General features: G+C 54.0%; 13 protein-coding genes. All 13 read left to right on the forward strand.

Translation table 11 applies throughout. From position 1 onward, the window contains the following. Positions 1-79 precede the first annotated feature (79 nt). The 13 genes from JR338_01200 (at position 80) to rpoC (ending at position 25,773) form a co-directional block, all read left to right on the forward strand. The gene (locus JR338_01200) at positions 80-874 is read left to right on the forward strand and encodes a TlyA family RNA methyltransferase (protein ID QRN83402.1); all 795 of its coding nucleotides are present in this window, start codon (positions 80-82) and stop codon (positions 872-874) included. A gap of 26 nt (positions 875-900) precedes the next feature. After that, on the forward strand, positions 901-2,700 hold the full coding sequence (lepA, locus tag JR338_01205; protein QRN83403.1) for an elongation factor 4: 1,800 nt from the start codon (positions 901-903) through the stop codon (positions 2,698-2,700). Continuing rightward, positions 2,697-3,722 carry a flippase-like domain-containing protein gene (locus JR338_01210; protein ID QRN83404.1) on the forward strand — a complete coding sequence of 342 codons (1,026 nt, stop codon included), beginning with the start codon at positions 2,697-2,699 and terminating at the stop codon, positions 3,720-3,722. Before lepA ends, JR338_01210 begins: the two co-directional genes overlap by 4 nt. A gap of 5 nt (positions 3,723-3,727) precedes the next feature. Continuing rightward, on the forward strand, positions 3,728-4,888 hold the full coding sequence (locus tag JR338_01215; GenBank protein QRN83405.1) for a glycosyltransferase family 4 protein: 1,161 nt from the start codon (positions 3,728-3,730) through the stop codon (positions 4,886-4,888). Beyond that, a complete protein-coding gene (locus JR338_01220) occupies positions 4,881-5,696 on the forward strand; it encodes a class I SAM-dependent methyltransferase (GenBank protein ID QRN83406.1) in 816 nt (271 codons plus the stop codon). The genes JR338_01215 and JR338_01220 overlap by 8 nt, the downstream gene beginning before the upstream one ends. Continuing rightward, positions 5,693-6,499, forward strand: a complete 807-nt coding sequence (locus JR338_01225) for an FkbM family methyltransferase (protein ID QRN83407.1) — start codon at positions 5,693-5,695, stop codon at positions 6,497-6,499. Before JR338_01220 ends, JR338_01225 begins: the two co-directional genes overlap by 4 nt. A 112-nt stretch (positions 6,500-6,611) precedes the next feature. Continuing rightward, a complete protein-coding gene (locus JR338_01230) occupies positions 6,612-8,729 on the forward strand; it encodes a glycosyltransferase family 39 protein (GenBank protein ID QRN83408.1) in 2,118 nt (705 codons plus the stop codon). After that, positions 8,729-14,035: a hypothetical protein gene (locus JR338_01235; GenBank protein ID QRN83409.1), complete on the forward strand. Its 5,307-nt coding sequence runs from the start codon at positions 8,729-8,731 to the stop codon at positions 14,033-14,035. Before JR338_01230 ends, JR338_01235 begins: the two co-directional genes overlap by 1 nt. Before the next feature lie 70 nt (positions 14,036-14,105). Further along, the gene (locus tag JR338_01240; GenBank protein ID QRN83410.1) at positions 14,106-15,806 is read left to right on the forward strand and encodes a hypothetical protein; all 1,701 of its coding nucleotides are present in this window, start codon (positions 14,106-14,108) and stop codon (positions 15,804-15,806) included. 16 nt (positions 15,807-15,822) lie between these two features. After that, positions 15,823-16,503: a (d)CMP kinase gene (locus JR338_01245; protein ID QRN83411.1), complete on the forward strand. Its 681-nt coding sequence runs from the start codon at positions 15,823-15,825 to the stop codon at positions 16,501-16,503. Then, positions 16,496-17,824, forward strand: a complete 1,329-nt coding sequence (locus JR338_01250; protein ID QRN83412.1) for a C69 family dipeptidase — start codon at positions 16,496-16,498, stop codon at positions 17,822-17,824. The genes JR338_01245 and JR338_01250 overlap by 8 nt, the downstream gene beginning before the upstream one ends. Positions 17,825-17,927: 103 nt before the next feature. Next, positions 17,928-21,173 (forward strand): PAS domain-containing protein, encoded by a 3,246-nt coding sequence (locus JR338_01255; protein ID QRN83413.1) that lies wholly within the window; start codon positions 17,928-17,930, stop codon positions 21,171-21,173. A gap of 211 nt (positions 21,174-21,384) precedes the next feature. Further along, positions 21,385-25,773 carry a DNA-directed RNA polymerase subunit beta' gene (rpoC, locus tag JR338_01260; protein ID QRN83414.1) on the forward strand — a complete coding sequence of 1,463 codons (4,389 nt, stop codon included), beginning with the start codon at positions 21,385-21,387 and terminating at the stop codon, positions 25,771-25,773. Positions 25,774-25,817: the final 44 nt, after the last annotated feature.

Genomic DNA, 25,817 nt, shown 5'->3' on the forward strand with positions numbered 1-25,817 from the left:
TGCATAGAAATTATGGTCAAATTTCGAATGGATAATTAATTCATTAGGTAGGATTTGTGCCTTGGGTTAAAATGAGAGTATGAATAAGATGCGAATTGACCTTTTGCTGGTGGAACGCGGCCTGGCGGAAAGCCGGAATCGAGCGCAGCGCCTGGTAATGGCCGGGGAGGTGCGGGTGGATGGTGAGATGATTCACAAGTCCTCAACCCTGGTCAGCGAAGGCGCTCAGATTGAGGTAAAAACACCCCCCAAGTACGTCTCACGCGGCGGTCATAAAATCGAAGCAGCATTAGCCGCTTTTCGAGTCCCCATTGAGGGCAAGATCTGTGCGGATGTCGGCTCCTCAACGGGCGGTTTCACCGACTGCCTGCTGCAAAACGGCGCGGCAAAAGTCTATGCGATTGACGTGGGTTATGGCATCTTGCACTGGAAGTTGCGCCAGGACCCGCGGGTCGTGGTGATGGAGCGGACCAATGCCCGCTATGTGGATTCGCTGCCTGAACCGGTGGAACTGGTGGTGATTGATGCCTCCTTTATCTCGCTGGGACTGATTCTGCCGGCAGTAAAAGAATGGTTCGCAGATGACAGCGGGCAGACTGTCGCTTTGATCAAGCCCCAATTTGAGGCCGGTCGAAAGGCCGCTGCAGTTCATGCCGGCGTGATCAAGGATGAAGCTGTCCACCGCAAAGTTTTGCGTGATACGCTGGATGAGGCCCTGAACCTGGGTTTCTGGCCGGTGGGGTTGATTGCCTCTCCAATCAAAGGCCCCAAAGGGAATGTGGAATTCCTGGTGGACTTGCGCCTGTCGGAACCTGCCCGGAAACTAAATTTGGAAGCGATGATCCGCGCAGCACTTCAGCAATTACCGGATTGAATTGAAATAGGTTATACTCTGTTGATATGAAAGAAAACGTAAGAAATTTCTGCATTATTGCCCATGTGGACCACGGGAAATCGACCCTGGCGGACCGCATGCTGCAACTCACACACACCGTGGCCGACCGCGATATGACCGACCAGATTCTGGACAGTATGGATTTGGAACGGGAAAAAGGCGTCACGATCAAGGCCTCTGCCGTGCGTATGAATTATGACGCGGCGGATGGCAAGTCCTATGAATTTAACCTGATTGACACTCCCGGGCACGTGGATTTCAATTATGAGGTCAGCCGGGCATTGGAAGCCTGCGAAGGAGCGCTGCTGGTGGTGGATGCCACCCAGGGGATTGAAGCGCAGACCCTGGCGAACCTCTATCTGGCGTTGGAAGCCAATCTGGTGATTATCCCTGTGATCAATAAAATTGATCTGGCTTCAGCGCAGACGGACATGGTCGTGGAAGACATTCACAACCTGTTGGGAACGCCTGAGGATGAGATAATCCGCATTTCCGCTAAGACCGGCGTAAACGTGGAACAGGTGCTTGCTGCCATTGTGGTACAGGTGCCCCCGCCAAAGGGCGAGGATGAAAAGCCGCTGGAAGCTCTGATCTTCGATTCGCATTATGACTCCTATAAGGGCGTGGTGGCCTATGTGCGTGTTTTCAATGGCACGATCACAGCCGATGATTCTCTGCTGATGATGTCCACTAAGGTTAAAACCTCGCCGGTGGAAATCGGCGTGTTTGCTCCAATCATGAAACCGATAAAATCTTTAAGGTCCGGGGATGTGGGTTATATCGCCACCGGGCTCAAGACCGTCTCGGAATGCCGGGTAGGTGACACGATCACTTATGCGACCAATGGCGCGGCCCAACCGCTGCCGGGTTATAAACAAGCCAAACCGATGGTCTTTGCCGGCGTCTATCCCACAGAAGGGGAGGATTACCCTGACCTGCGAGACTCGCTGGAGAAGTTACAGCTCAACGACGCCTCCCTGACTTTTGAACCGGAAACTTCGGAAGCGCTCAATTTTGGCTTCCGCTGCGGATTCCTGGGACTGTTCCATATGGAGATCATCCAGGAGCGGCTGGAACGCGAATATGATATGGACGTGGTCTTCACGGCGCCCTCCGTGCAATACCGGGTGGGTCTGGTCACCGGAGAAGAGGTTGTGATTGCCTCTCCCGCTGAACTACCGGATGAAGCCACGATCATTGAGATCCGAGAGCCCTGGATGGACCTGACGATCTTCACACCCACCGATTATTATGGCGTGGTGATGGATCTGGTTCGCAAGAAACGGGGCGTTTTTGTGGAGCAGGAATATCCTTCTCCCAACCGGGTACAGATTCATTTTGAGATCCCCCTTTCTGAATTGATCGTGGATTTCTTTGACCAGTTGAAGTCCGGTACCCGGGGTTATGCCTCGATGGATTACCAGTTCAAGGAATATCGCAAGGAAGACCTGGTGAAACTGGAGATTTTGGTCAATGGCGAACCGGTGGACGCCCTGACAGCCATTGTGCATAAGCAGGACGCTTATCACAAAGGACAGGCGCTCGTTTCCCGGCTGAAGGAATTGATCCCCAGGCAGCTCTTTGTGGTCCCAATCCAAGCCTATGGCATGGGGCGAGTCATCTCGCGGGCCAATGTCAAAGCGATGCGTAAGGACGTTTTGGCCAAATGCTATGGCGGTGACATCACCCGGAAGAAGAAACTGCTGGAAAAGCAGAAAAAGGGGAAACGCCGGATGAAAATGGTTGGGAGCGTGGAAATCCCCCAGGAAGCCTTCATGGCGATTTTGAGGTTGGATCAGTCGTGACCGAAAACAAAAACCAGCGCCTGTTGGGGAAGATCCTGAGATGGCTCATCCCGCTGGCGATCAGTGCCCTGGCGATCGGGTTGGTGCTGCGCCAGGTTGGTTTTTCCCAATTTGTCGCAAACCTTTCAAAACTCCGCTGGCAGGTCATTGTCCTGGCCTCGCTGGTCTATTTCGTCAGCCTGTTTGCACGGGTGTTCGCCTGGTATATCCTCCTGCAGAAACGGGTCTCCTTCAAAGACGCTTTCTTTGCCATGAATGCCGGTTACCTTCTGAACAATGTCTTTCCTTTTCGCTTAGGCGAGATTGGCCGAGCACTCCTGCTGGATCGACCGGAAGGGCCAAAGGCTTTTGAGGTGCTGTCCAGTGTGGTGATGGAACGTGTTTTCGATGTCTTCTTGGGAGCCGTATTTGTCCTGGCCACGCTGCCCAGGGTAATCGGTGGGGATTTTGACCAGTGGTTGATCTGGCTGGCGCTCGTCATCACCATGGTGGGGCTGATCGTGCTGTTCCTGATGGCACGCAATCATGAGCGGATCAATGGCTGGATGGCAAAAATGGGGGAGCGTTCTGCGTGGGTCAAAAACAAGCTGTCCCCGCGTGTGGCGGAATTGCTAACCGGGTTGGCAGTGCTCAAATCCCCCAGCGCATTCCTTTTAGCTTTTGGCAGTCTGGCACTCAGCTGGGTGATCTCATTTGGTGAAAATTACATCATCTTCAACCAGCTTCATCCCAGCCCGCCCTTTTGGTGGATGATCTTTGTGCTCAGCATGGCTGCTTTTGGGGCTGCTTTGCCCTCTGCGCCGGCCGGACTGGGCGTATTTGAGGGTGTGATGGTGACGGCTTTTGCTCTGCTGGGCGTGAATGCTGACCTGGCCTTCACCCACGCGGTTGTAATCCATGCCCTGGCGATTATCTTCACCGGCATTCTGGGCCTGATTGGGTTACGGCTGCAGGGGCAAGCACTGGTCTCACTTTACCAACGCGCCGTGCATAAGGCCCCTGCTCAGATTGAAGGGGAGTGAGTACGATGCGAATTCTGATTGCGCTGACATATTACGAACCGAATAAATCCGGCCTGACGATCTATGCCGTGCGGGAAGCGTGTGCCCTGGCGGCACTGGGCCATGAGGTCACGGTGCTGACCTCGCAGTTTGAGCCGGACCTGCCGCTTGAGGAAATGGATCAGGGCGTAAGGATCGTCCGGGTGCCCGTGGCATTCAAACTTTCAAAGGGTGTGGTTATGCCCCGTCTGCCAGGGTTCGTTTGGCGACTCCTGAAAGAAGCAGATGTGGTCAATTTACACCTGCCACAAATTGACTCAGCGCTGATCACCCTCATTGCCAAATGGCAGCATAAACCGGTGGTACTGACCTACCACTGTTATCTTGATATGCCCCGGGGCCTGATCAGTCGCCTGGCTGGGTGGGCGGTGCATTTTACGAATTGGCTATCCATTCAATGGGCAGATGTGATCGTGCATAACACCCGGGATTTTGCGGAACATTCCCCTTTCCTGAAACGTTATTTGGATAGGCTGGTCGTGATCCAACCGCCAATTGTGGTTGGCACAGCGAATGACGCCGAGATGGAACAGTTCAAGCAGAAGATCAACTACCAACCCGGTGACCGGATTATTGGTATGTTGACCCGCCTGGCAGCGGAAAAAGGCGTGGAATATCTGGTGGAAGCCCTGCCGGGTATCATGGCGGCTGTTCCCAAGGCGCGGGTGGTTTATGGTGGAAACTATCTGAACGTTTTCGGTGAGGAAGCTTACCGGAATCGGATCCTGCCATTGACGGACGCGCTGGGTGACCGCTGGCAGTTTCTGGGCATCATATCGGACGCTGAAAAGCGAGCCCTTTTCGAGCTGAGTGACGTACTTGTGCTGCCCAGCACCAACAGCACGGAATCCTTCGGGATGGTGCAGGTGGAAGCGATGACCTGCGGGACGCCCGCAGTGGCAACTGACTTGCCTGGGGTGCGTCAGCCGGTGCTGTCTTCCGGGATGGGTAAAATTGTGCCGATCCGGGATGCGAAAGCCCTCGGGCAGGCTGTGGTGGAAGTGATGCAAGGTGAGGGCCAGGTTTCTGCCGAAACTGTTTCAAAATTAACAGAGTTTTATGCCCCTGAGACGGTTGCGCGGGCTTATGAAACGCTGTTTGAAGAGGTATTATCGAAACATGGTTGAAAAACAAGCATTGGACAAAGCTGCACTCGATCAAATCCTCTGGCGGCATATTTCCGGCCTGCCATACTTCCGCGGCTTTCTACGGGCGGTGGAAGACCGCTTCCTGCAGGAAATCCCGCTGACGGAACCTCAGTTGGACCTGGGCTCCGGGGACGGCCATTTCGCATCGGTCGCCTTTAGCCGTAAACCGGATATCGGACTGGACCCCTGGGTGGCGCCGATGAAGGAAGCTCGAACGCGGGATGCTTACCGGATGCTCGTGTTGGGCGAGGGCGCTCAGATCCCAGCGGTGGATGCCAGTTTCAATACAGTGACCAGTATTTCCGTGCTGGAACATATCCCCGAGATTGACCCGGTGATCGCAGAAGTCGCCCGGGTGCTGCGACCGGGTGGCCGGTTTGTGTTCTGTGTACCGAATCACCGCTTCCCGAAACTTTTATGGGGGCGGCAGTTTCTGGATACGCTGGGACTGCATAAACTGGCGGAGAAATACAGCCGTTTCTTCAATATGATTGCCCGGCACGCTCATACCGATTCACCCGAAGTTTGGGAGCAACGCTTAACAGCGGCTGGGTTGGCAGTGGAACAGACCTGGGATTATTTCCCCCCTAGGGCGCTGCATGTGCTGGAATGGGGGCATCCATTGGGTATTCCTGCCCTCATCAGTAAGGTTCTGTTCGGCAAGTGGGTGCTGGTGCCGACCCGTTGGAACCTTGTTATCCCCTGGGCGCTGACCCGCAAAACATTGGATGATCCCCGCTCAGAGCTGGGTGTCTGCACTTATTTCATTGCCCGGAGGCCTGCATGAGATTCCTGAAGAAATGGGCGTACTATTTTTGGTCGGTTTTTGAGATCATTGGCGGGATTCGCAACTGGCCTGCAATGTTGGGGCTGCTATTACGCCGCAAGGATGTCTCCGAACATGAGGTGATCCTGCGCAATCCACCTGTCCGGTTGGCGATCCGCGGGGGGATGGACCTTTGGGCGGTCAAAGAGACCTTTTTGGACAAGTTCTATACCAAATACGGTGTGGCGGTGCAGGAGGGTTGGATGGTGGTGGATATCGGCGCAGGGGTGGGCGATTTCTCGATATTGGCTGCGTATAGCCATCCCTCAGTGCGGGTGATCGCATATGAGCCCTTCGCCGGGTCTTTTGAACTTTTGGGAAAGAACATAGCAACAAATCGCATTGAGAATATTTTCCCCTTTGAACAGGCTGTCTGGAGCGAGCGCGGCATGGTCACCCTGGATCAGTCTACCGGAGAGCCGCTGCAAATTTCCAGCAACCATGTTGATGAAGCTGAAAAATCTGGCGGCTCTCGGGGCGTGTCTGCGATCAGCTTGCAGGATGTGCTGGATAAGCAGACGGTTGAACGGATTGACTTACTGAAGCTGGACTGTGAAGGGGCGGAATATCCGATCCTGATGGGCGCCTCAAATGAGACTCTTGCTAAAGTGGACCGGATCATTATGGAATATCACGACCTGGACGAGGAGCATAACCACATGACCCTGAGTGCGGCCTTGCTTGATGCCGGCTACCGGGTCTTCTGCTGGGAGAATATTGTCCACGAGGATATCGGTTACCTCTTTGCAACAAGGGAAGGTTAAAACCCTTCTGCTACTGAAATGGGCGGGGTTGTCAGGGGTGACATGGTGGAGTATGATATTTTCCGTTAGCCTATCCAGAACGCATTAATTCAAAAACATACAGGAATTGTTTATGTCTGAATCACAAGATCCGGCGCCAATAACTGAACCCAGCGTGTGGGACCATTTTGTCACCAGGCTGAAATTTTGGGACCGGCAGGAAACAGAAGAAACCACACCGAAGCCTCTTGAGAAACCTGTGAAGCAATCGCATTTTCCCTGGCTGACCTTCGGAGCGCTGATTCTGGCTTTGGTGGCTCAATTGACCCTTGAGCCTTCCGCAGGGCGTACGCCCTGGCCGGGACTGGCGCTTTACGCGGCTGCCTTGGGTTGTCTGGTGGCGGCCATCATCCGCAAGGAATGGCAGCTGCCCGCACTCAAACCCGATTCGGATCAACCAATGGAGACAGCTTTTAAGATGCAGTACCTGCTGGTGGGCATCGTGCTGGCTGTGTTCGCATTCCTCCTGTTTGGCTCTGGCACGATGGGCTTTGTGAATACGATGCTATGGATACTGGCATTGGTCTTCATTTTTATGGCCTTTTGGAAGGGCAAGCCGGGACCGCGCCTGACCCTTAAGGAACGCTGGGAGCAATTCTCGGCGAAGGGGTGGCAGGTGAAGATCACCCGCTGGACGCTGATAGTGCTGGCGGCAGTGGCTGTGATTTTATTTTTCAACTTTTACCGCCTCGATTCGGTCCCACCGGAGATGGTCTCAGATCATGCCGAAACGTTGATGGATGTGAACGATGTGCTGAATGGCTGGCGGCCGACCTATTTCCCCCGTAACACAGGCCGGGAGATGATCCATTATTATCTGACGGCGGCGTATATGGCGCTGTTCAATTTGGATGTGTCCTTCCTCAACCTCAAAATGGTGGCGGTGTTTACTAATCTGCTGACCTTGTTCTTCATTTACCTGCTGGGCAAGGAGGTTGGGAATAAATGGGTTGGGCTGGGGGCAGCGCTGATGGCGGGAATTGCCTATTGGCCGTTATTGTTCACCCGTCTGGCACTGCGCATCCCCCTTTATCCGCTTTTTACCGCGCCAGTGATGTATTTCATGGTGCGCGCGCTGAGGCGGCAAAACATCAATGATATTTTGCTGACGGGGCTCTTCCTGGGGATCGGACTGCATGGGTACACCCCCTTCCGGATCGTGCCGATCTTCGTGGTGATGGGCATATTGATTTATCTGCTGCATAAACCTGCCCGTGACCGGCGGGTGCAGACGCTGTTCGCGCTGCTCCTGATCGTGTTGGTCTCGGTGGTGGTGTTCCTGCCCCTGCTGCGTTATTGGCTGGCTGATCCGAGCACTTTTGGTTACCGGGCATTTTCCCGCCTGACGGGTGGGGAAGTGGCTTTCCAGACTTCGCCGATCGTGATCTTCTTCCAGAACTTCTGGAAGGCCAGCATCATGTTCTTCTGGGATAATGGCGTGATTTGGGCGCATTCCGTCCCGAACCGGCCAGCATTGGAGGTGGTTTCGGGCGCGCTGTATTTCCTGGGGATCGTCGGGCTAATAGTCCGCTATATTCGCAAACGGGACTGGTTGGACCTTTTCCTGCTGGTCTCGATTCCAATGTTGCTGATGCCCTCGATCCTCTCCCTGGCCTATCCGGGTGAGAACCCCTGCCTGAACCGCACGGCCGGCGCAATTGTGCCGGTGTTCGTGGTGATCGGGATGGCGCTGGAGACAACCATCCGAACACTGAAAGAAAAGCTGCACGGACGGATTGGCAAGCTGGTGGTTTATGGTGTGCTGGCTTTCATACTGATCTGGTCAGCACTGAATAACTATGATCTGGTGTTCAACCAGTATTACACGATCTATCAGGATGCCAGCTGGAACACCTCGGAAATTGGTGAGCTTGCCAAGTTGTTCATTGAAACCGAAGGCAGCCCGGAGACAACCTACGTGGTGGGTTACCCCTATTGGATCGATTCCCGCCTGGTGGCGATCAATTCGGGCTATCCCGGGTGGGATTATGCAATCTTTAGCGAACAAATCCCGGCCACTGTGGAAGACCCGCGGGCCAAGATCTTCTTCCTGAACATCAATGATCAGGAGAATATCAACCTGCTGGAAGAGACCTTCCCCAATGGGATCCTGAAACTTTATGATTCGGCGGTGGAATACAAAGACTTTATGATCTTCACCGTTCCACCTTTGCAAGGAGAAACACCCTGATGATGGATTCGGCAAACCAACCTGCAGGGCAACAGCCAAAGCACTGGCAAAATATCGTTGTCATCATCGCACTAATCCTCACCTTAGTGGCGGGCGCGTCATTCCGTCTGGTGGGGGTCAATTGGGATGAGAACCAGCATATGCACCCTGACGAGCGCCATCTCACCAACGTTCAATCGAGGATAACTTCGGTTGGCAGCTTCAGTGAATATTTTGACACTGACAATTCTCCGCTCAATCCCGCTAATCAGGGATTTGGGTTCTTTGTATATGGCACGCTGCCGATCTTTATAGTCCATTATATTGGCGAGGCTTTGGGCCAATTGGGTTATGACCCTATTACGATCGTCGGACGGTATGTATCTGCTGTATTTGATATCCTGACCATATTGTTGGTCTTTGGCTTTGGCAAGCGCCTATCTGGGAAATGGGTCGGGTTGCTTGGCGCGGCTTTTTATGCCTTTGCGGTGCTGCCGATTCAGCTTTCGCATTTTGCCACGGTGGATACCGTCACCAATACCTTTGCCTATCTCGCGATTTGGGCTGCCATCTGGGCCTTGACCCGGCTGGAACCAAAATTTCGGGAAGATCAATCCAAATTCGCGCGAATATTTAGCACCCTGGCGCCATATTTATTATTTGGCGTGGCCCTGGGCGCGGCAGCTGCCTCCAAGATCAATGCGGTTGTGGTGGCGCTGGTGCTGCCGCTGGCGGAATGGGTGCGGATCAGGCGGTTGGATGAAGAGCAGCGTGAAATAGGACTACTGCTGGCGGTCCGGAATGTGGCTGTTGCGGCTGTGGTCAGTTTCCTTGTCTTTCGAATTGGCCAACCTTACGCTTTCAACGGCCCTGGCTTCTTCAATATGGGCATCAACGAAGGCTGGTGGGCCAGTCTGCAGAGTCTGCGGGCGCAGGCTTCCGGTGATGTGGATTTCCCGCCAGCTCTGCAGTGGGCCCGGCGTCCCCTGACCTTCTCACTGGAAAATCTGGTGAAGTGGGGGCTGGGGCTGCCTCTGGGAATCACGGCCTGGCTTTCCTACCTCGGCATGGGTTGGTCGATCCTGCGCAAGCGGGAGAAGAGCAACAACCTGCCGCTTTGGGTGTTCACCGGACTGTATTTCATCTGGCAATCCATCTCCTGGGTGCGTTCAATGCGCTATCAGATGTTGATCTATCCCGCGCTGGCGCTCTTTGCCGGGTGGGGATTGGTGAAGCTCTGGTCGGCTCGAGAGCAGATCAAAATCTGGTTCGTCACGCTCAAGCCCAAATTGATCCGCATCGTGGGGATCGTGTTGACAGTGGGCGTGGTACTCACCACGGCAGCCTGGGCCTTTGCCTTCAGCCGGATCTATACGCGCCCTCAGCCTCGAGCGGCAGCCAGTGAGTGGATTTATCAGAATATCCCCGGCGCGCTGACCCTATCGGTGGATACCGCTAAGGGGACATTGCTTCAGCCGATGCCATACCGGGCAGGCGATATCCTATCCCCGACAGAGACTTTTGCCATTCCTTTTTATGCGGAGACCAGCGGGTTGGTGGAGTCCGTGACCTTTGCGAATATCCTGGATTCCACAGGCCTTTCCAATAACACTCAGGTTGGGTTAACGATCACCCAGGCGGATGCGCGGGATGTGCCGTTGGGCAGCGCTTACGTATCGAGTGAGTTTGTCGCTTCGCAGAATGATTGGCGTGGTTCTTCCTATGAGTTCTTCTTTGCCCAGGCAGTTGAGCTGACCGAAGGCGAGTTGTATTACCTGGAGCTGGATATTGAAGTTGGCGACTCCAGCCTGATGTTGAATGGTTCACCTGAGATCAATATCATCACCGCTGATGGATCGACTCTCTCACAGCCCCTGCCTCGCATTATGCAAAGTGCCCGCGCAGGCTCAGATTATTATATGGAAGTCCGCATGATTTGGACCGGGGCGATCACTGAGGTTCAGGTGCCCTATCTGGTGGACTTGATGGGCGCAGAAGGTCAAAAAGGCCTGACCCTTACGTTGTCTGACTCCAATTTGGCGGACTCCGGTGTCTCGGTAACCCTGCGCGATGATTTCGCACCGGGTGAGGATGCCCGTGGCGATTCGTATCCCTTTGTTTTAGATGAACCACTGTTTGTGGAGACCGGACAGAAACTTTATGTCACCTTATCCACGCCGGATGCGGGCTCCCGATTGGTGCTGCATGCCCCCGCACCGGCCCATGAGAGCACCTGGGATGACGCCGTGCCCTACCCGGTGGATGGCTTCAGCCCCTATAGTGAAACGGGCGGGATCTATCGCGGCGATCTAAATTTTGAGATGTATTGGGCAGATGATGCGCTCAAACTGGATAAATTTGAGACCAATCTGGACCTGGCGGATTATGTTTTTATCACATCAAGCCGTCAGTGGGGGACGACCACCCGTGTGCCGGAACGCTACCCGCTGACCACCTTCTATTATCAGAACCTGCTGGGCTGCCCCGAGGGTGAGGATATCGAATGGTGCTACAGCGTGGCGGAACCGGGCATGTTTGAGGGTAATCTCGGGTTTGAGCTGGTGGCGATCTTCCAGAATGATCCAAATCTGGGGTCACTGAAGATCAACGATCAGGCCTCGGAAGAAGCCTTTACCGTTTACGACCACCCCAAGGTGCTGATCTTCAAGAAGTCCGATTCCTATGACTCGCTTGCGGTCCATGCGTTGCTGGAATCGGTGGATTTAAGCAAAGTGGTGTACTTCACGCCAGGTGACGCAGCGAATTATGAAGCTGTGGACGCGGACAGCCCGCATTCTACATTGATGCTGCCGGAAGACCGCCTGGAAGAACAGCAAGCTGGCGGAACCTGGTCAGAGCTCTTTGACCGCGAAAGCCTGCTGAACACCTCCCAGCCATTGGCCGTGATGGTTTTCTACCTGCTGGTGACCGTTTTGGGCTGGCTGGTCTACCCGGTGATCCGCCTGGCGCTGCCTGGGCTGGCAGACCGGGGCTATCCGCTTGCCAAGATGGCGGGGCTGTTGCTCCTGGCCTTTGGCGTCTGGATTTTGGGCTCTGCAGGTGTGCCATTCACTCGGACGACGATCCTCGCTGTGTTGGGGGGCATCGTTCTATTAGGCGTTCTGTGTGCCATTCTCCAGCGTAAGGCTCTAAAGGATGAATTACAGTCGAAATGGCAATATTTCCTGACGGTGGAACTGCTGGCGTTGGTGGCATTCACTGCATTCCTGTTAATCCGACTGGGCAATCCGGACCTCTGGCACCCCTATAAGGGCGGCGAGAAGCCGATGGATTTCTCCTACCTGAATGCTGTTCTCAAAAGTACAACCTTCCCACCTTATGATCCCTGGTTTGAAGGCGGCTATATCAATTATTACTACTATGGCTTCGTGATCGCAGCGATGCCGATCAAGCTGTTGGGAATCATTCCTGCCATTGCCTACAATATCGTGCTGCCGATCTGGTACAGCCTGTTGGTGCTGGGTGCATTCTCGGTTGGCTGGAACCTGTATGAAGGGATTCCCCGCTCCCGTGCGCTGAGGGCGGGCGAGCCAAAAAACAAGCGGGTGCTCGGCAATGCCTTTTGGGCTGGCCTGGCGACCGTACTGGTGCTGGCAGTCCTCGGAAACCTGGGTACTATCCGACAGATCGTTGAGGGTTACCAAAGAATCGCCTCCGGTGGTGCGGCGCTGGCCGATGCGGGATTGGGGCAGAAGATCACCTGGACCTTGCAGGGTTTCGCCCAGTTCCTCAAGGGTATACCGATGCCCTTCTATCCTGGTGACTGGTACTGGTATTCCAGCCGGGTGATTCCCGGTGAGGTGATCACAGAATTCCCTTATTTCACCTTCCTCTATGCCGATCTGCATGCCCATATGCTGGCGTTCCCGATTACGGTGCTGGCGATCAGCTGGTGTTTGTCGGTGGTGTTGAGCAAGGGCCGGTGGGGTGAGGGCGGCCGTCTCAGAATTCCATCAACGGTGATGGGTTTCCTGCTGGGCGGCCTGGTGATTGGTGCGCTGCGGCCGACCAACACCTGGGATTTCTATACCTATCTGGTCTTTTCCGCGGTGGCGTTGCTTTATACCGTACTTCGCCATTATCAGCCGCGTCTGAAATGGGATCTTCCCAAGGCAGGCTTGATCGAAAAGCTGGCGGTGGCTTTGGCCGCCATCCTGGCATTGGCCGCAGTAGCGATCCTGCTCTATGAACCCTTCGCCTATTGGTTTGGTCAGGGTTATAACACCGTAGCGCTGTGGACCGGTGAGCGGACTGCGTTGAACGCCTACCTGACCCATTGGGGCTTGTTCCTGTTCCTGATCGTGAGTTGGATGGGATGGGAAACCTACCACTGGATGAAAACCACCCCGCAATCCGACCTGAGCAAGCTGCAGCCGCACATGACCTTGGTCTATGCGGTATTGATCCTGTTCCTGATTCTCCTGGTGGCCTTTCTGATTCTGGGCATCACCGTGGCCTTGATTATTGTGCCGCTGGGCTTGTGGGTGATCGTGCTGATGCTGCGTCCGGGGCAATCCGACGGGCGGCGATTTATGCTGTTCCTGATCGGGACCGCACTGGTATTGACCCTGGCAGCGGAGATGGTCTACTTGCCGGGTGATATCGGCCGGATGAATACCGTTTTCAAGCTCTACCTGCAGGCCTGGATCATGTTCGCACTGGTTTCCGGAGTCAGCTTTATCTGGACGGTTCAGTCATTGCGCTATTGGCGGCCTCGCCTTGAGCTGATCTGGCAGATTGTCTGCTTTGTCCTGGTGACTTCCGCTGCCCTGTTCCCTGTTTTGGCGACTGCGGATAAGATTAATGACCGCATGGCAGCGGATGCACCGCATACCCTGGATGGGATGGCTTATATGGCTTATGCCAGCTACTATGACATGGGTCTGAACATGGATTTGGAAGAAGACTATGTCGCGATCCAATGGCTGCAGGATAATGTCGAAGGTTCGCCGGTGATTGTGGAAGGGCAAGCCTACGAATATCGCTGGGGAAACCGCTACACCATCTACACCGGCTTGCCGGGTGTGGTGGGGTGGAACTGGCACCAGCGGCAGCAGCGGGCCATCCTGCAGAGCAATATCGTGCAGGAGCGGGTGGATGCAGTTAACCTCTTCTATCAGACCAAAGATCGCTCCGACGCCGAGGCCTTTCTGGATGAATTCCATGTGACCTATATTGTCGTGGGTCAGCTGGAACAGGCTTTTTATCCCGGAGAGGGACTGACGAAATTTGAACTTTATGACGGCGTGCTGTGGCAGGAAGTTCTCCGCACTGGCAGCACGGTGATCTATCAGGTGTTGGATTAAACTCTGATCTGCAACAACTACTCACAAACCGCTTTTGGCGGAGAGATTGACAAGTATAATAGCAGCTAAGATGAAGACTTTAAAGAATAAGAACCTGGCGATATGGATCCTTTTCGCGGCTTTTACCGTGGCGCTTGCCCTGCGGTTGATCCGCTTAGGCATGCTGCCCCTGGGAAACCAGGAGGCCTCGCTGGCATTGCAGGCCTTGGCCGTGGCAAGGCCTGAGGCGACTGTTTTTGGTTCATTTGCCGCTTATGTGGGTCTGACCGGATTTGATTTTTTCCTCTTTTCTTCGGGGAATTTCCTGGCCCGGTTATGGTTTGCGCTGGCAGGATCATTGGTGGTCTTTGTGCCCTGGCTGTTCCGAGAGCGGATTGGTCACTGGCCTGCTGTCTTGCTGGCAGGTGTCCTGGTCATTTCACCGGAGATGGTTGGCCTCTCCCGGATCATCGGTTCACCGATGATGGCCTTTGTCTTCCTCATGCTCGCATTGGGGCTTTATTTCAAGCGGAAGCCGATCCTGACCGGGGGTGCTTTTGCCCTGGCATTGATGAGCGGCCCGAGTTTCTGGTTGGGGCTGGTCATCCTGGGCATCAGTGTTTTAATATTCAAAGTGATATTCTCAAATGAATCCCTGATGGGTCCTTTGGAAGTTGAAGACCGCAAGGCATTCTGGCTGAGCGCAGGTGCGGGATTTGGCGCGATCCTCTTGGTGGTTGGGACGGGATTCACCCTGGCCCCGGCCAACCTGAGCGGTGTCTTTGCGGGTTTGGTGGAATTTGTTAAAGGCTTTGCCGCCCACCGGGCGACTGATCTGTTCCAAATTCCACTGGCGCTGGTGGCCTATACGGTGGAAGCGCTGATCATTGGGCTTTGGGGCAGTGTGCGTGCGATTTTGGTCCGGGACCGGCTGGGTATCTTCCTGCTGATCTGGTGGCTATTTGGTCTGGTGTTCATTCTGCTCTACCCGGCGGGTTCGGCAGCGGACATCGTCTGGGTGACCGCGCCCTTATGGCTGCTGACTGTCCGCACGATGTTCTTCGCCTGGCAGATGCCTGAGGAATACCGCGGCATTTCTGCTTTAACGACCATTTTGATTGTGGCGGTTTTTGCCTTTATGCTGTTTGTCTTCCGCAAGATGATCAATCCTTATCTGGCGCAGGAATTACGGGTGTATAACCTCCTAGCATTACTTGGAGGAACAGTTTTGCTGGTGGCGATTGTCCTGATGGTCAGCTTTGGCTGGTCACAGGAAGTTGCCGTGCCGGGATTGCTGATGGGATTAACCATCGTCTTCGTGGTGGGGCTGTTGGCCCTCAGCGTCAAATCCACTGGGTTGGCCCCGGAACGCTCCTGGGAACTCTGGTATCCGGACGAACCGCAGGTGACGACCATCTGGCTGCGGGATACGATTGATGACATCGTGGACTGGAACGCCAGCGGCAAAGGTGCTGTGGAGATTGTTGTTTCCGATGTGGACCGGCCAAGTCTGCGCTGGTTGTTACGGGATGATCCCAAGGTTGAATTTGTTTCCTATGCCGTACCGCAATCGGAGCCGGGAATTTTGATCACATCTGACCAGGAAATCCCGGAGATCTCTGGCGGCTATCGCGGGCAGGACCTCGTCTGGGAGAGCAACGCGGTTTGGTCCGGGATGCGCGCCTTTGATTATGTCGGCTGGCTGCTGACGCGAGATGCCCCGGTCATTACTGAAAATGTCATTATTTGGGTTCGGACGGATTTGATGCCCGATGCCCAGTTCTCAAATTAAAGGAATAATATATCGCATGGTACGACCGAACACAATTGCAATTGATGGTCCGGCTGGCTCCGGCAAATCCACCCTGGGCTGCCTTCTGGCAGAAGAACTGGGATATCTCTATTTTGATACCGGTGTGATGTACCGGGCTTTGACGTTGGCCGCACTTCTGCACGGGCTGGCAATTGATGATGAGGACGGAATCGGGCTGTTGGCGAACCAGGTGCGGATTGATGTCCGCCCACCCAGCGTGGATGACGGCCGCGCCTATGATGTTGTCCTGGATGACGCCGATGTGACCTGGGCGATCCGCAAGGAAGAGGTCAATGCCGCGGTCAGTCCCGTTTCGACATATGCAGCCGTTCGGGATGCGATGACCGAGCAGCAGCGCCGAATTGCTCATGAGCACCAAGTGGTGATGGTTGGCCGGGATATCGGCACGGTGGTGATGCCCGATGCTGACCTGAAGATCTATCTGGACGCTTCCGTAGAAGTCCGCGCTGAAAGGCGCTATCAGGAATTATTGGCCCGTGGTGAGGACGCTGATTTTGATATCGTGCTCAACTCCTTGAAGAACCGTGACCGGATTGATTCCGGGCGTAAAATCGCTCCCCTCAAACCTGCTGAGGATGCTGTCATTATCAATGCAGATCATCTGGGAATCGAGGATGTTCTGGCGAAGGCAAAGGAATTGGTGGACCATGTGTGATACATTTGTTGCCCTGAAAAAAGCGACGGCTGACGGTTCGGTTATCTTTGGCAAGAACAGTGATCGTGATCCGAATGAGGCACAGGAACTTATCCTGATCCCTCATGCGGCGCATCCCGAAGGATCGGAAGTGCAGTGCACTTATATTTCGATTCCACAAGTTAGGGAAACTAACGCCGTGCTGCTCTCTAAGCCTTTTTGGATTTGGGGCGCGGAGATGGGCGCAAACGAACATGGCGTGGTGATTGGCAATGAAGCCGTCTTCACCAAGGTGCCTTATGACAAGGAGCCCGGCCTGATCGGCATGGATTTCCTCCGGCTGGCACTTGAACGCGCCGCCACTGCCGATGAGGCCCTGGAAGTGATGATTGAGCTCTTAGAAAAATATGGCCAGGGTGGCAATCATGGCCAATTACATCCGATCTATTACCATAACAGCTGCCTGATCGCCGACCACGACACAGCCTGGGTCTTTGAGACAGCGGGCAAGCACTGGGCGGCGGAACGGGTGACGGATGTGCGGTCAATTTCCAACATCATCACCATTGGCAATCATTGGGACAGGGCCTCGGATGACCTGGTCTCGTTTGCGGTTTCCAAGGGCTGGTGTAAGGACGAAGAGGGTTTCGACTTCGGCGCTTGCTACAGTGATTTCCTTTATTCAACCTTTGCGGCCGGCAGGCACCGTTTCTGCCAGACCCGGGATAGCCTCCAGGCGAATGTTGGCAAGGTGGATTTGCCCTTTGCGATGCGCTTATTGCGGGACCACGGTCCAGACACCGACGAGGATTGGCGGCCAGGTAAGGGGATCACCGGTGCGGAGGTTTGTATGCATGCCAGTTTTGGCCCGATTCGCATCAGCCAAACCACGGGATCAATGATCTCCCACTTGACCAAAGATGGTGATACTCACTGGGTCACGGGGACGTCTGCTCCCTGCACTTCGGTTTTTAAGCCTGTCTGGTTTGAGGGCGGCCTGCCTGATCTGGGGCCATCGCCGACTGAGACTTATGACGAAAAGACCCTGTGGTGGCAGCATGAGAACCTCCACCGTGAGATCCTGCGGGATTATGCGATCCGGATCAATGTGCTCAAACCTGAGCAAGCTGAACTGGAAACGAAATTTATGAAGGATTTACCTGATTTTTCCGCCGCCAGCCCTGCCGAAAAATTGGCATATACCACAGCATGCTTTGAAAAGGCTGGACAGATGGAAGCAGAAGCCTTAGAGAAGGTGAAATCCTTGCCGGAAGCGAATTTCCGACCCCCACTGGATCAAATGGCCTGGAAAGGCTTTGATAAGGACGCCAAGCGACCATAATCGCATCTTGGTGTTATTGGGGGTGAATATTTCTATAAAATCGCGTCTCGAATAGAGTCGCTCTAATGCTATAATGAATTATCCAAGTTCAATAGACTGAAAAATGCCTGAATTTATCGCGCCGCTCTTGCCAGAATATTCCATTCAAATCCCCCAATCGGTCATTTCATTGGTTGGTTGGCTGGTTTGGTTGGTGGCGTTGGTTGGCATTGCTGTGCGCAATCGTGACCGCCAGTTTGAGCTGGATCGGGCGTCGCTGGCCTGGCTGGCGTTATTGAGCGTCCTGCTTCTAATCTTCACACCTTTCCTGGGCGTCCCCATTCAAACCGAAGGCAGTGTAGGCGCACCTCATTTGATGTTCTTGGCAGCATTGCCCTGGATGGCGGCTGGGGGATTGTTGGGCATGGTCCCCAGCGTTCTGCTGGCCGGGCTATCCGGTGTACTGCTGGCCTATTTGGATACCCACTCGATATTTACCCCGCTGTTCTTTATGACCATTGCGGTGGTTTTCATGCTGGCCATCCGGCAAAAACACCAAGGTTTCCTATTCCGTATATTACGTGTTCCGCCGGTCGCTGCCTTGGCAGCTGGGGCGGTATTATTTCCGCTCACTTTCCTGGGCTTGTTCCTCGGTTCTGAGGGTGACCTTGCCGCCAGTATGGTTTCTTCTCTCACCCAGTTCCTACCGGTGTATTTGTCACTGATTGGGATGGCGCTATTGGGGGGGGCGGGCTGCCTGGTGGTGAAGTTGGTGACCGGTGAGCGCTGGGTTGGTTCGGCGGAAGCGGCGGAAAAGGGATCAACTAAGCAGAATTTAGGACTCCGTTATGTGTTGATTGCCCTGCCATTGGCAATTGTCTTATTGGCGGCTACCGTGGTTGGTCAGTGGAAATCCGCCCGAGAATTTGCCCATCGGTCCGTCGTGGAGGAAATGACCACCGCTGCACAGTCATTGGGCGAGGGCATGACAGAGATGCTGACCGAGGGCGAGAATGCGGTTCAACAGGCAGCCGCTGGTCTGAATGCCGCTCAGTTGAACACTGAGGATGCGCAACTTGCACTGGAGGCTCAGTGGGCGGGCTTATCCGGCTTTGACCAGGTTGCCCTGGCTGGCTCGGATGGTACCCTTTTGGCTGTGTATCCACTGTTGGAAGATGACGAAGCCTTCCCAACTAACGATGAACAAAACGCCATTACTCAAATCTTGGCTGGAAATGTTGTGTCGCCGGAACAGGCTGGCAATAACCTGGTTTTCTTTGCCCCAAAGACAAACGCTGAGGGCAAGATCCTGTGTGTACTTTGGGGGCGGATCGATTTAGCCGCTTCTGAATCATTCCAGCAGATTACTACTTCAGTAGATAGCTTACTGGCAGCGGGAGGCGAGGTGCTGGTTGTGAACGGCACTGGGCAGATCATTTATTCATCTGTCCCAAATGAAGAAGCGGCAGCTTATGCCGGCTCGACTTTCCTGACTGCGACTTATTTTGAAACAGTTGATGCCGCTGGCGCGCATCATTCGGAATATTTCCAGCCGCTGGGAAATAACGGCTGGGCGGTGATCGCATCCATCCCGAACAAACTTATCCAGCTTCAGGCTGTGCAGGAAGTGACGCCGCTGGTCCTGGCCGGCTTTGCGCTGATCGTTCTAGAGGCCGGCATTGCAGTCTTGATGTTCGGTCAACTGAGCAAGGACGCCGAACAATTGGCGGATGAAGCGGCCAAGATCATTTTGGGCGACCTCTCGTTATCCGATCCAAATTACCATTATTCCTCCGGCCTCAAACCGCTGGCGAAACGATTCACCCAGATGACCTCCAGCGTAAAGTCCCGGCTGCAGAGCCAATCGGACCTGCTGAATGTCAGTGAACGGATCACTGGGCAACTTAAGCTGAAAGATTCACTCCAGGTGATATTGGTGGCCGCACTGGAACATGGCATCTCATCGGCGCGGATCGTGCTGCTGAATGAAGCGCAGCCTTCCAGCCAGGTCTCACCCGACCAGAAATTTGGTATGGGCAAGGATGCCCGTATGTTAGCACCGTTGGATGAGGATATTCTGACGGTCACCCGAGTGAGGGGGCAGTGGGTGATGCGGGGTGCGCAGGTCAGCCGGAATTTCCACATCACCAAAGAGATGACCTCACCGGCTTTATTGGTTTCTCTGCCGTTGCGCTGGAAGAACAAATTGCTGGGTACGCTCTGGCTGGCATCTGACCGGCAAGCGGAACTCGGTGAAGAAGAACTCTCGTACTTTATTGACCTCTCACAAAAGGCCGCCACGGCAATTGTGAACCATAAAGCTTTCGATGATTCGCTGACTCAACGTAAACAGCTGGAAGCCGTACTCGATGCGCTGGATGACGCCGTTCTGGTTACGGACCCGAATGGGATCATCACCTTTGCCAACCCCGCAGCGGGACTACTGCATGAATTGGCCGAAGAGGCTGCCCTGGGCGTCTCTCTGGCAAGGGCGTTGGGGGAGGGCGCTTTCTCAGCTGTTTCTGATGTGCCCTTTGGTGAATCGCTGACCCGTGAGGTTCGAACCTTGGATGGAAAAGCCTATCTCCTCCTGGTGGAGCCCTTAAAAGTGGATGAGCGGACTCTTGGGATGATTGCCATCTTCAAGGATGTTACGGCCTTCAAGGCGCAGGACGCGACCAAGACTGAATTCGTCACAACCGTTTCACATGAATTGCGCTCCCCGCTGACGTTGATGGAAGGCTATGCCAAGATCCTGCGGCTGGCAGGTAACCTCAATGACCAGCAGGAGACTTACCTGAATAACATCATCACCGGCCTGGACGAGATGCGCTCACTGGTGCAAAACCTGCTGGACCTGGGACGATTGGATTCCAACGACGCGCTTGAGATTAAAACGATTCCCGTTGAAGACATTGTGCGCCGGGTGGTGGAGACGATGGATTCACAGGCCAAGAATAAAAACATAGAGCTGGATGTCAGCTTGCCCGATGAACCGATGATGGTGGAGGCTGATGCGGCTTTCCTGGTTCAGGCTTTGAAGAACCTGGTTGATAATGCAATCAAATATTCATCCAATAAAGGCCGGATCAACTTGAAAGCGCAGAAACAGGGAGAGGCAGTGGTGCTCACAGTAGAGGATTTTGGCCCCGGGATTGCGCCGTTGGATCAGCGCAAGATCTTCAAGCGTTTTTATCACGCTGAGAGCAAGGTGGGCGTGGAAGAGCGGTCGGGGAGCGGCCTGGGCCTGGCGATTGTCAAATCCATTGCTGAACGGCACGGGGGAAAGGTGTGGTTTGAGAGCAAATTGGGTCGAGGAAGCAGTTTCTACCTGCAGATTCCACTAAAACAGTCCAAAAAGAGCGATTGACTGGACAATCAGGGGGCGACATGGTAGAATTGATGCTTCAAGTTGGTTGACAAACTATATATTAATTTGTTATAATTACCGTTTGCATGCATCGAAAAGGAAAACCTTCCCCAATTGAAAACACCTGAGAAAAATCCAGTTTCTCTAGGTTTTTCTCGCGTTAACGCATTAATGCACGACTCGATTTCCATTTCTTTATAGGAGGCTCCTAGTGGAAACAAAGGGATTAAAAGCGCTACGAATCGGACTTGCCTCTCCTGAGGTTATTCGTAGCTGGTCGTATGGCGAAGTCTTGAAACCTGAGACCATTAACTATCGGCGTCTTCGTCCAGAGAAGGACGGATTGTTCTGCGAAGCCATTTTTGGCCCCACCCGTGATTATCAATGTTATTGTGGTAAGTATAAGAACCCTCGTTATAAGGGTATTGTTTGTGACAAGTGCGGTGTGGAAGTCACTCGTTCGGCTGTCCGCCGTGAACGCATGGGCCATATCGAATTGGCCGCCCCCGTTGCACATATCTGGTATACCCGCCGGATCCCTTCTTTCCTGGGCTTGATGCTCAACATCTCCCGCCGGAACCTGGACCGTGTGCTCTATTTCGCCCAATATATCGTCACTTACGTTGATGAGGATGCCCGCCAAAAGGCCCTCAAGCGACTTGAGGATGAGATCAGCCTTTCCGAACGTGAACTCGGTGAGCAGATCAACAATCAGATCGCTGACGTTAAGAAGAAACGCGATATTGACCTGAAAGCACTGGATGTAGAACGTCAGGCGATGGAAGAAAGTTATGACGAACAAATCGGCAGCCGGATTGACCCAGTCATTAAAGAAGGTCAGCGGCTGGAGAGCGAGATCTCGACCCGGATGGGTAAGAAGATCCGCAAGGCGATCACCTTCAACGCTTTCGACAATGAGACGTTGATTGTCGAAGCAGGCGATGAAGTGACCTCCGCTCATCTGATTGAAGTCCAGAAGATCGTCAAGGAAATGATGGAAGACCTTGAATCCGATCTTAAGGAAGAACGCGGCCGCGAAATTGAGAAGATCAAAATCCGCAAGGAAGAAGTCAAAGCGACCACCGAATTGAAAATGGAAGAACTGCGCAACGCATTGGAAGATCAGGCTGAGGAAACCCAGACTGAGTCGGCCAATTTGCGCGATGAACTTTATGAGTTGGAACCCTTTACCTTCCTAAGCGAATCTCGCTATCGTGATTTGAAATCACGCTGGGGTCAGGTTTTCCGAGCCGACATGGGTGCGGAAGCCTTCTATGACATCCTCAAGCGGATTGACCTGGACGCGATGTCCGAGGAACTTTGGGAAGAAATCCGAACCACCCGCAGTAAACAAAAACGTAAAAAGGCTACCCGCCGTTTGAGCATCATCGAATCATTCCGCCGCTCCAACAATAAGCCGGAATGGATGATTATGACCGTTCTGCCGGTGATCCCTCCTGACCTGCGCCCAATGGTGCAGTTGGATGGCGGTCGTTTTGCGACGTCCGACCTGAACGACCTTTATCGCCGTGTGATCAACCGCAACAACCGCCTTAAGAGGCTATTGGAACTGGGCGCTCCGGACGTGATCGTTCGGAATGAGAAGCGTATGCTCCAGGAAGCTGTTGACTCACTGATCGACAACTCCCAGCGCGGTAAGGCACTCTCCCGCCGTGGGCGGCGTGAACTGCGCTCCCTGAGCGATATGCTCAAAGGTAAGAAGGGCCGCTTCCGCCGGAACCTGTTGGGTAAACGTGTGGACTACTCCGGTCGTTCCGTGATCGTGGTCGGCCCCTATCTGAAATTACACCAATGCGGTCTGCCTAAGACCATGGCATTGGAACTCTATCGCCCCTTCGTGATTTCCCGCCTGGTTTCGCAGGAATATGCTGCGAACATCAAAGGCGCTCGCCGCTTCATTGAGCGCAACCGTCCTGAGGTTTGGGAGACCCTGGAAGAGGTGATCAAAGACCGTCCCGTGCTGTTGAACCGTGCTCCTACCCTCCACCGCTTGGGTATCCAGGCTTTTGAGCCGATCCTGGTGGAAGGCAGCGCCATTCAGTTGCACCCCCTGGTCACAACCGCTTTCAACGCTGACTTCGATGGCGACCAGATGGCTGTCCACGTTCCGCTTTCACAAAAAGCCGTGACGGAAGCCCGCGAGTTGATGTTGGCTACCAAGAACCTCTTGAAGCCTGCCAACGGCGAACCGATCATCAGCCCTTCCAAGGATATGGTGTTGGGTGTTTATTACCTGACTATGTTCATTGATCAGGAATTCAAGGGCCATGGTCGTATCTTTTCCAATATTGACGAAGTCAAGATGGCTTATGAGATGGGCCAGATTGATATCCACGCCCAGATCAAGATCCAGACTGAAACCTGGTATGACGAAATGAACCAGCGACTGCCTGAATCTGAGGTGCGTATCATTGAGACCACAGTGGGGCGGGTGCTCTTCAACAACGCGCTGACTGAACGGATGCGCTTCTTTAATGGCGAACTGGATAAGGGCGGCGTGAAAGACTTGATCGCCGAAACTTACGAAGTTTGCGGTCAGGAAGAAACCTGTATTATCGCTGACCGGATCAAAGAAGTTGGTTTCCAATATGCGACCCGTTCTGGGTCCACCATTGCGGTTGCTGACATCACCGTTCCTCCGCAAAAGCAGGAGATCATTCAGGAAGCCCTGAACAATGTTGATGTGATCACCCGAGACTTCCGCCGTGGTTTGCTGACCGAGCAGGAACGCGACGAGAAAACGATCGAGATCTGGCAGAATACCACCAATGCGGTGGCTTCTAAGGTGAAGGAATCCCTTGACCCGACCGGTGACCTGGCGACCATGGCTAACTGCGGCGCCAGCAAAGGTGGCTTCAACTCCATTGCCCAGCTCGCTGGTATGCGTGGCTTGATGGCAGACCCTGCCGGACGTATTATCCCGATGCCCATTCGCTCCAACTTCCGTGAAGGTCTGAATGCTCTTGAGTACTTCATCTCCACCCACGGTGCCCGCAAGGGTTTGGCCGATACCGCCCTCCGTACTGCGGATGCCGGTTACCTGACCCGCCGTTTGGTCGATGTGGCCCAGGATGTGATTGTCAATGAAGAAGACTGTGGCACAACCAATGGTATTTGGATCAATGCAGAAGATGATGTCGCCGGACAATCCTTGTCCGAGCGGATTTATGGTCGTGTTTTGGCTGAGCGGGTGATTGATCCCAAGACAGGTGAGATCATCTTTGAGGCGAATGAACTCCTGACCCACGAGAATGTTAAAAAGGTCATCAACGCTGGCGTGCAGAAAATCAAAGTGCGCTCACCTCTGACCTGTGAAATGGTTCACGGTATTTGCGCCAGCTGCTATGGCGTGGATTTGGGCCGTGGTGACAAGGTCAAACTTGGTTCCACAGTGGGTATTGTGGCAGCTCAGTCCATTGGTGAGCCTGGTACGCAGCTGACCCTGCGGACGTTCCATACCGGTGGTGTGGCCGCCGGTGGTGACATCACAACCGGTCTCCCCCGTGTTGAAGAGTTGTTCGAAGCTCGCAAGGCGCCGAAAGGTGAAGCGATCATCTCCCGGATTGCCGGGACAGCTCATGTGATCTTCTCTGAAAAATACACCGACCAACGGGTTGTTCGCCTGGACCACAGTGAAATGGTCTCAGATGAATATGAAATCCCGAAGGGCTGGAAAGTCTCCGTCAAGGAAGAGGACGAAGTTGAAGCTGGTGCCGAACTGGCGACTCAGGATGACGCTGTCATCAAAGCCCAGCACGCCGGTCGTGTCCGTATTGAAAGCGGCAAAGTGATCGTTTCGTACGAGGTCAAGGAAACAGAGGAATATGACATTCCGACCACCTCCCGCCTGATCGTTCAGGACGGTGAAAAGATCGAAGCCGGTCAACCGCTGACCGAAGGTTCGCTGAACCCGCACACCATCCTGCGCATCAAAGGCCGGGATGCTTGTCAGCAATATCTGCTCCGTGAGATCCAGCAGGTTTACCGGACTCAGGGTCAGAACATCAACGATAAACACTTCGAAGTCATCATTCACAAGATGCTGGGTAAAGTGCAGATCATCCGCCCGGGTGATTCCCACTACCTGCCGCAGGACCTGGCTGCCCGCCTGGAGATCCGCCGTGTGAATGAGGAACTCGTTGCCCAGGGCAAGAAACCTGCTCGTTACATCGAAGTTTTGCTGGGTGTGACGAAGGCCGCTCTGGAAACCGATTCGTTCCTTTCCGCTTCATCCTTCCAGCACACCATCAAGGTGCTCTCCGCCGCTGCGGTGGCCTCCCGTTCGGATCCGCTCTATGGCCTGAAAGAGAACATCATGATCGGTAAGCTGATCCCCGCCGGTACAGGTTTTGAACCGGGGCAGTTCTCAGATGAGACACCTGGCGAAGAACCCACTGGTGAGGCTTTGGAAGGTCGGGTTTTGGACCTCTTTGATGAGGACCCAGAGGATGATTTCCTGGTTGATGATCTCGATGAGATTGAAGACGAGGAATTGGAAGAAGAACTCGATGACGAAGAAGCACTCGAAGATGAACTTGATGATGATGAGGATGAAGACGAATTAGAGATCATCGAGTAAACGCTTTTACAACCTAATAATTTAAGATCCCGAGGTAGCCCCTC

The organism is Chloroflexota bacterium (assembly GCA_016887485.1).
Taxonomy (GTDB): Bacteria; Chloroflexota; Anaerolineae; order Anaerolineales; family Anaerolineaceae; genus Brevifilum.

Coding starts and splice junctions, on each gene's coding strand:
- JR338_01245 (QRN83411.1), top strand. CDS start 15,823: ATGGTACGACCGAACACAATTGCAATTGATGGTCCGGCTGGCTCCGGC.
- JR338_01255 (QRN83413.1), top strand. CDS start 17,928: ATGCCTGAATTTATCGCGCCGCTCTTGCCAGAATATTCCATTCAAATC.
- JR338_01230 (QRN83408.1), top strand. CDS start 6,612: ATGTCTGAATCACAAGATCCGGCGCCAATAACTGAACCCAGCGTGTGG.
- JR338_01240 (QRN83410.1), top strand. CDS start 14,106: ATGAAGACTTTAAAGAATAAGAACCTGGCGATATGGATCCTTTTCGCG.
- lepA (QRN83403.1), top strand. CDS start 901: ATGAAAGAAAACGTAAGAAATTTCTGCATTATTGCCCATGTGGACCAC.
- JR338_01235 (QRN83409.1), top strand. CDS start 8,729: ATGATGGATTCGGCAAACCAACCTGCAGGGCAACAGCCAAAGCACTGG.
- JR338_01225 (QRN83407.1), top strand. CDS start 5,693: ATGAGATTCCTGAAGAAATGGGCGTACTATTTTTGGTCGGTTTTTGAG.
- JR338_01220 (QRN83406.1), top strand. CDS start 4,881: ATGGTTGAAAAACAAGCATTGGACAAAGCTGCACTCGATCAAATCCTC.
- JR338_01250 (QRN83412.1), top strand. CDS start 16,496: ATGTGTGATACATTTGTTGCCCTGAAAAAAGCGACGGCTGACGGTTCG.
- JR338_01200 (QRN83402.1), top strand. CDS start 80: ATGAATAAGATGCGAATTGACCTTTTGCTGGTGGAACGCGGCCTGGCG.
- JR338_01215 (QRN83405.1), top strand. CDS start 3,728: ATGCGAATTCTGATTGCGCTGACATATTACGAACCGAATAAATCCGGC.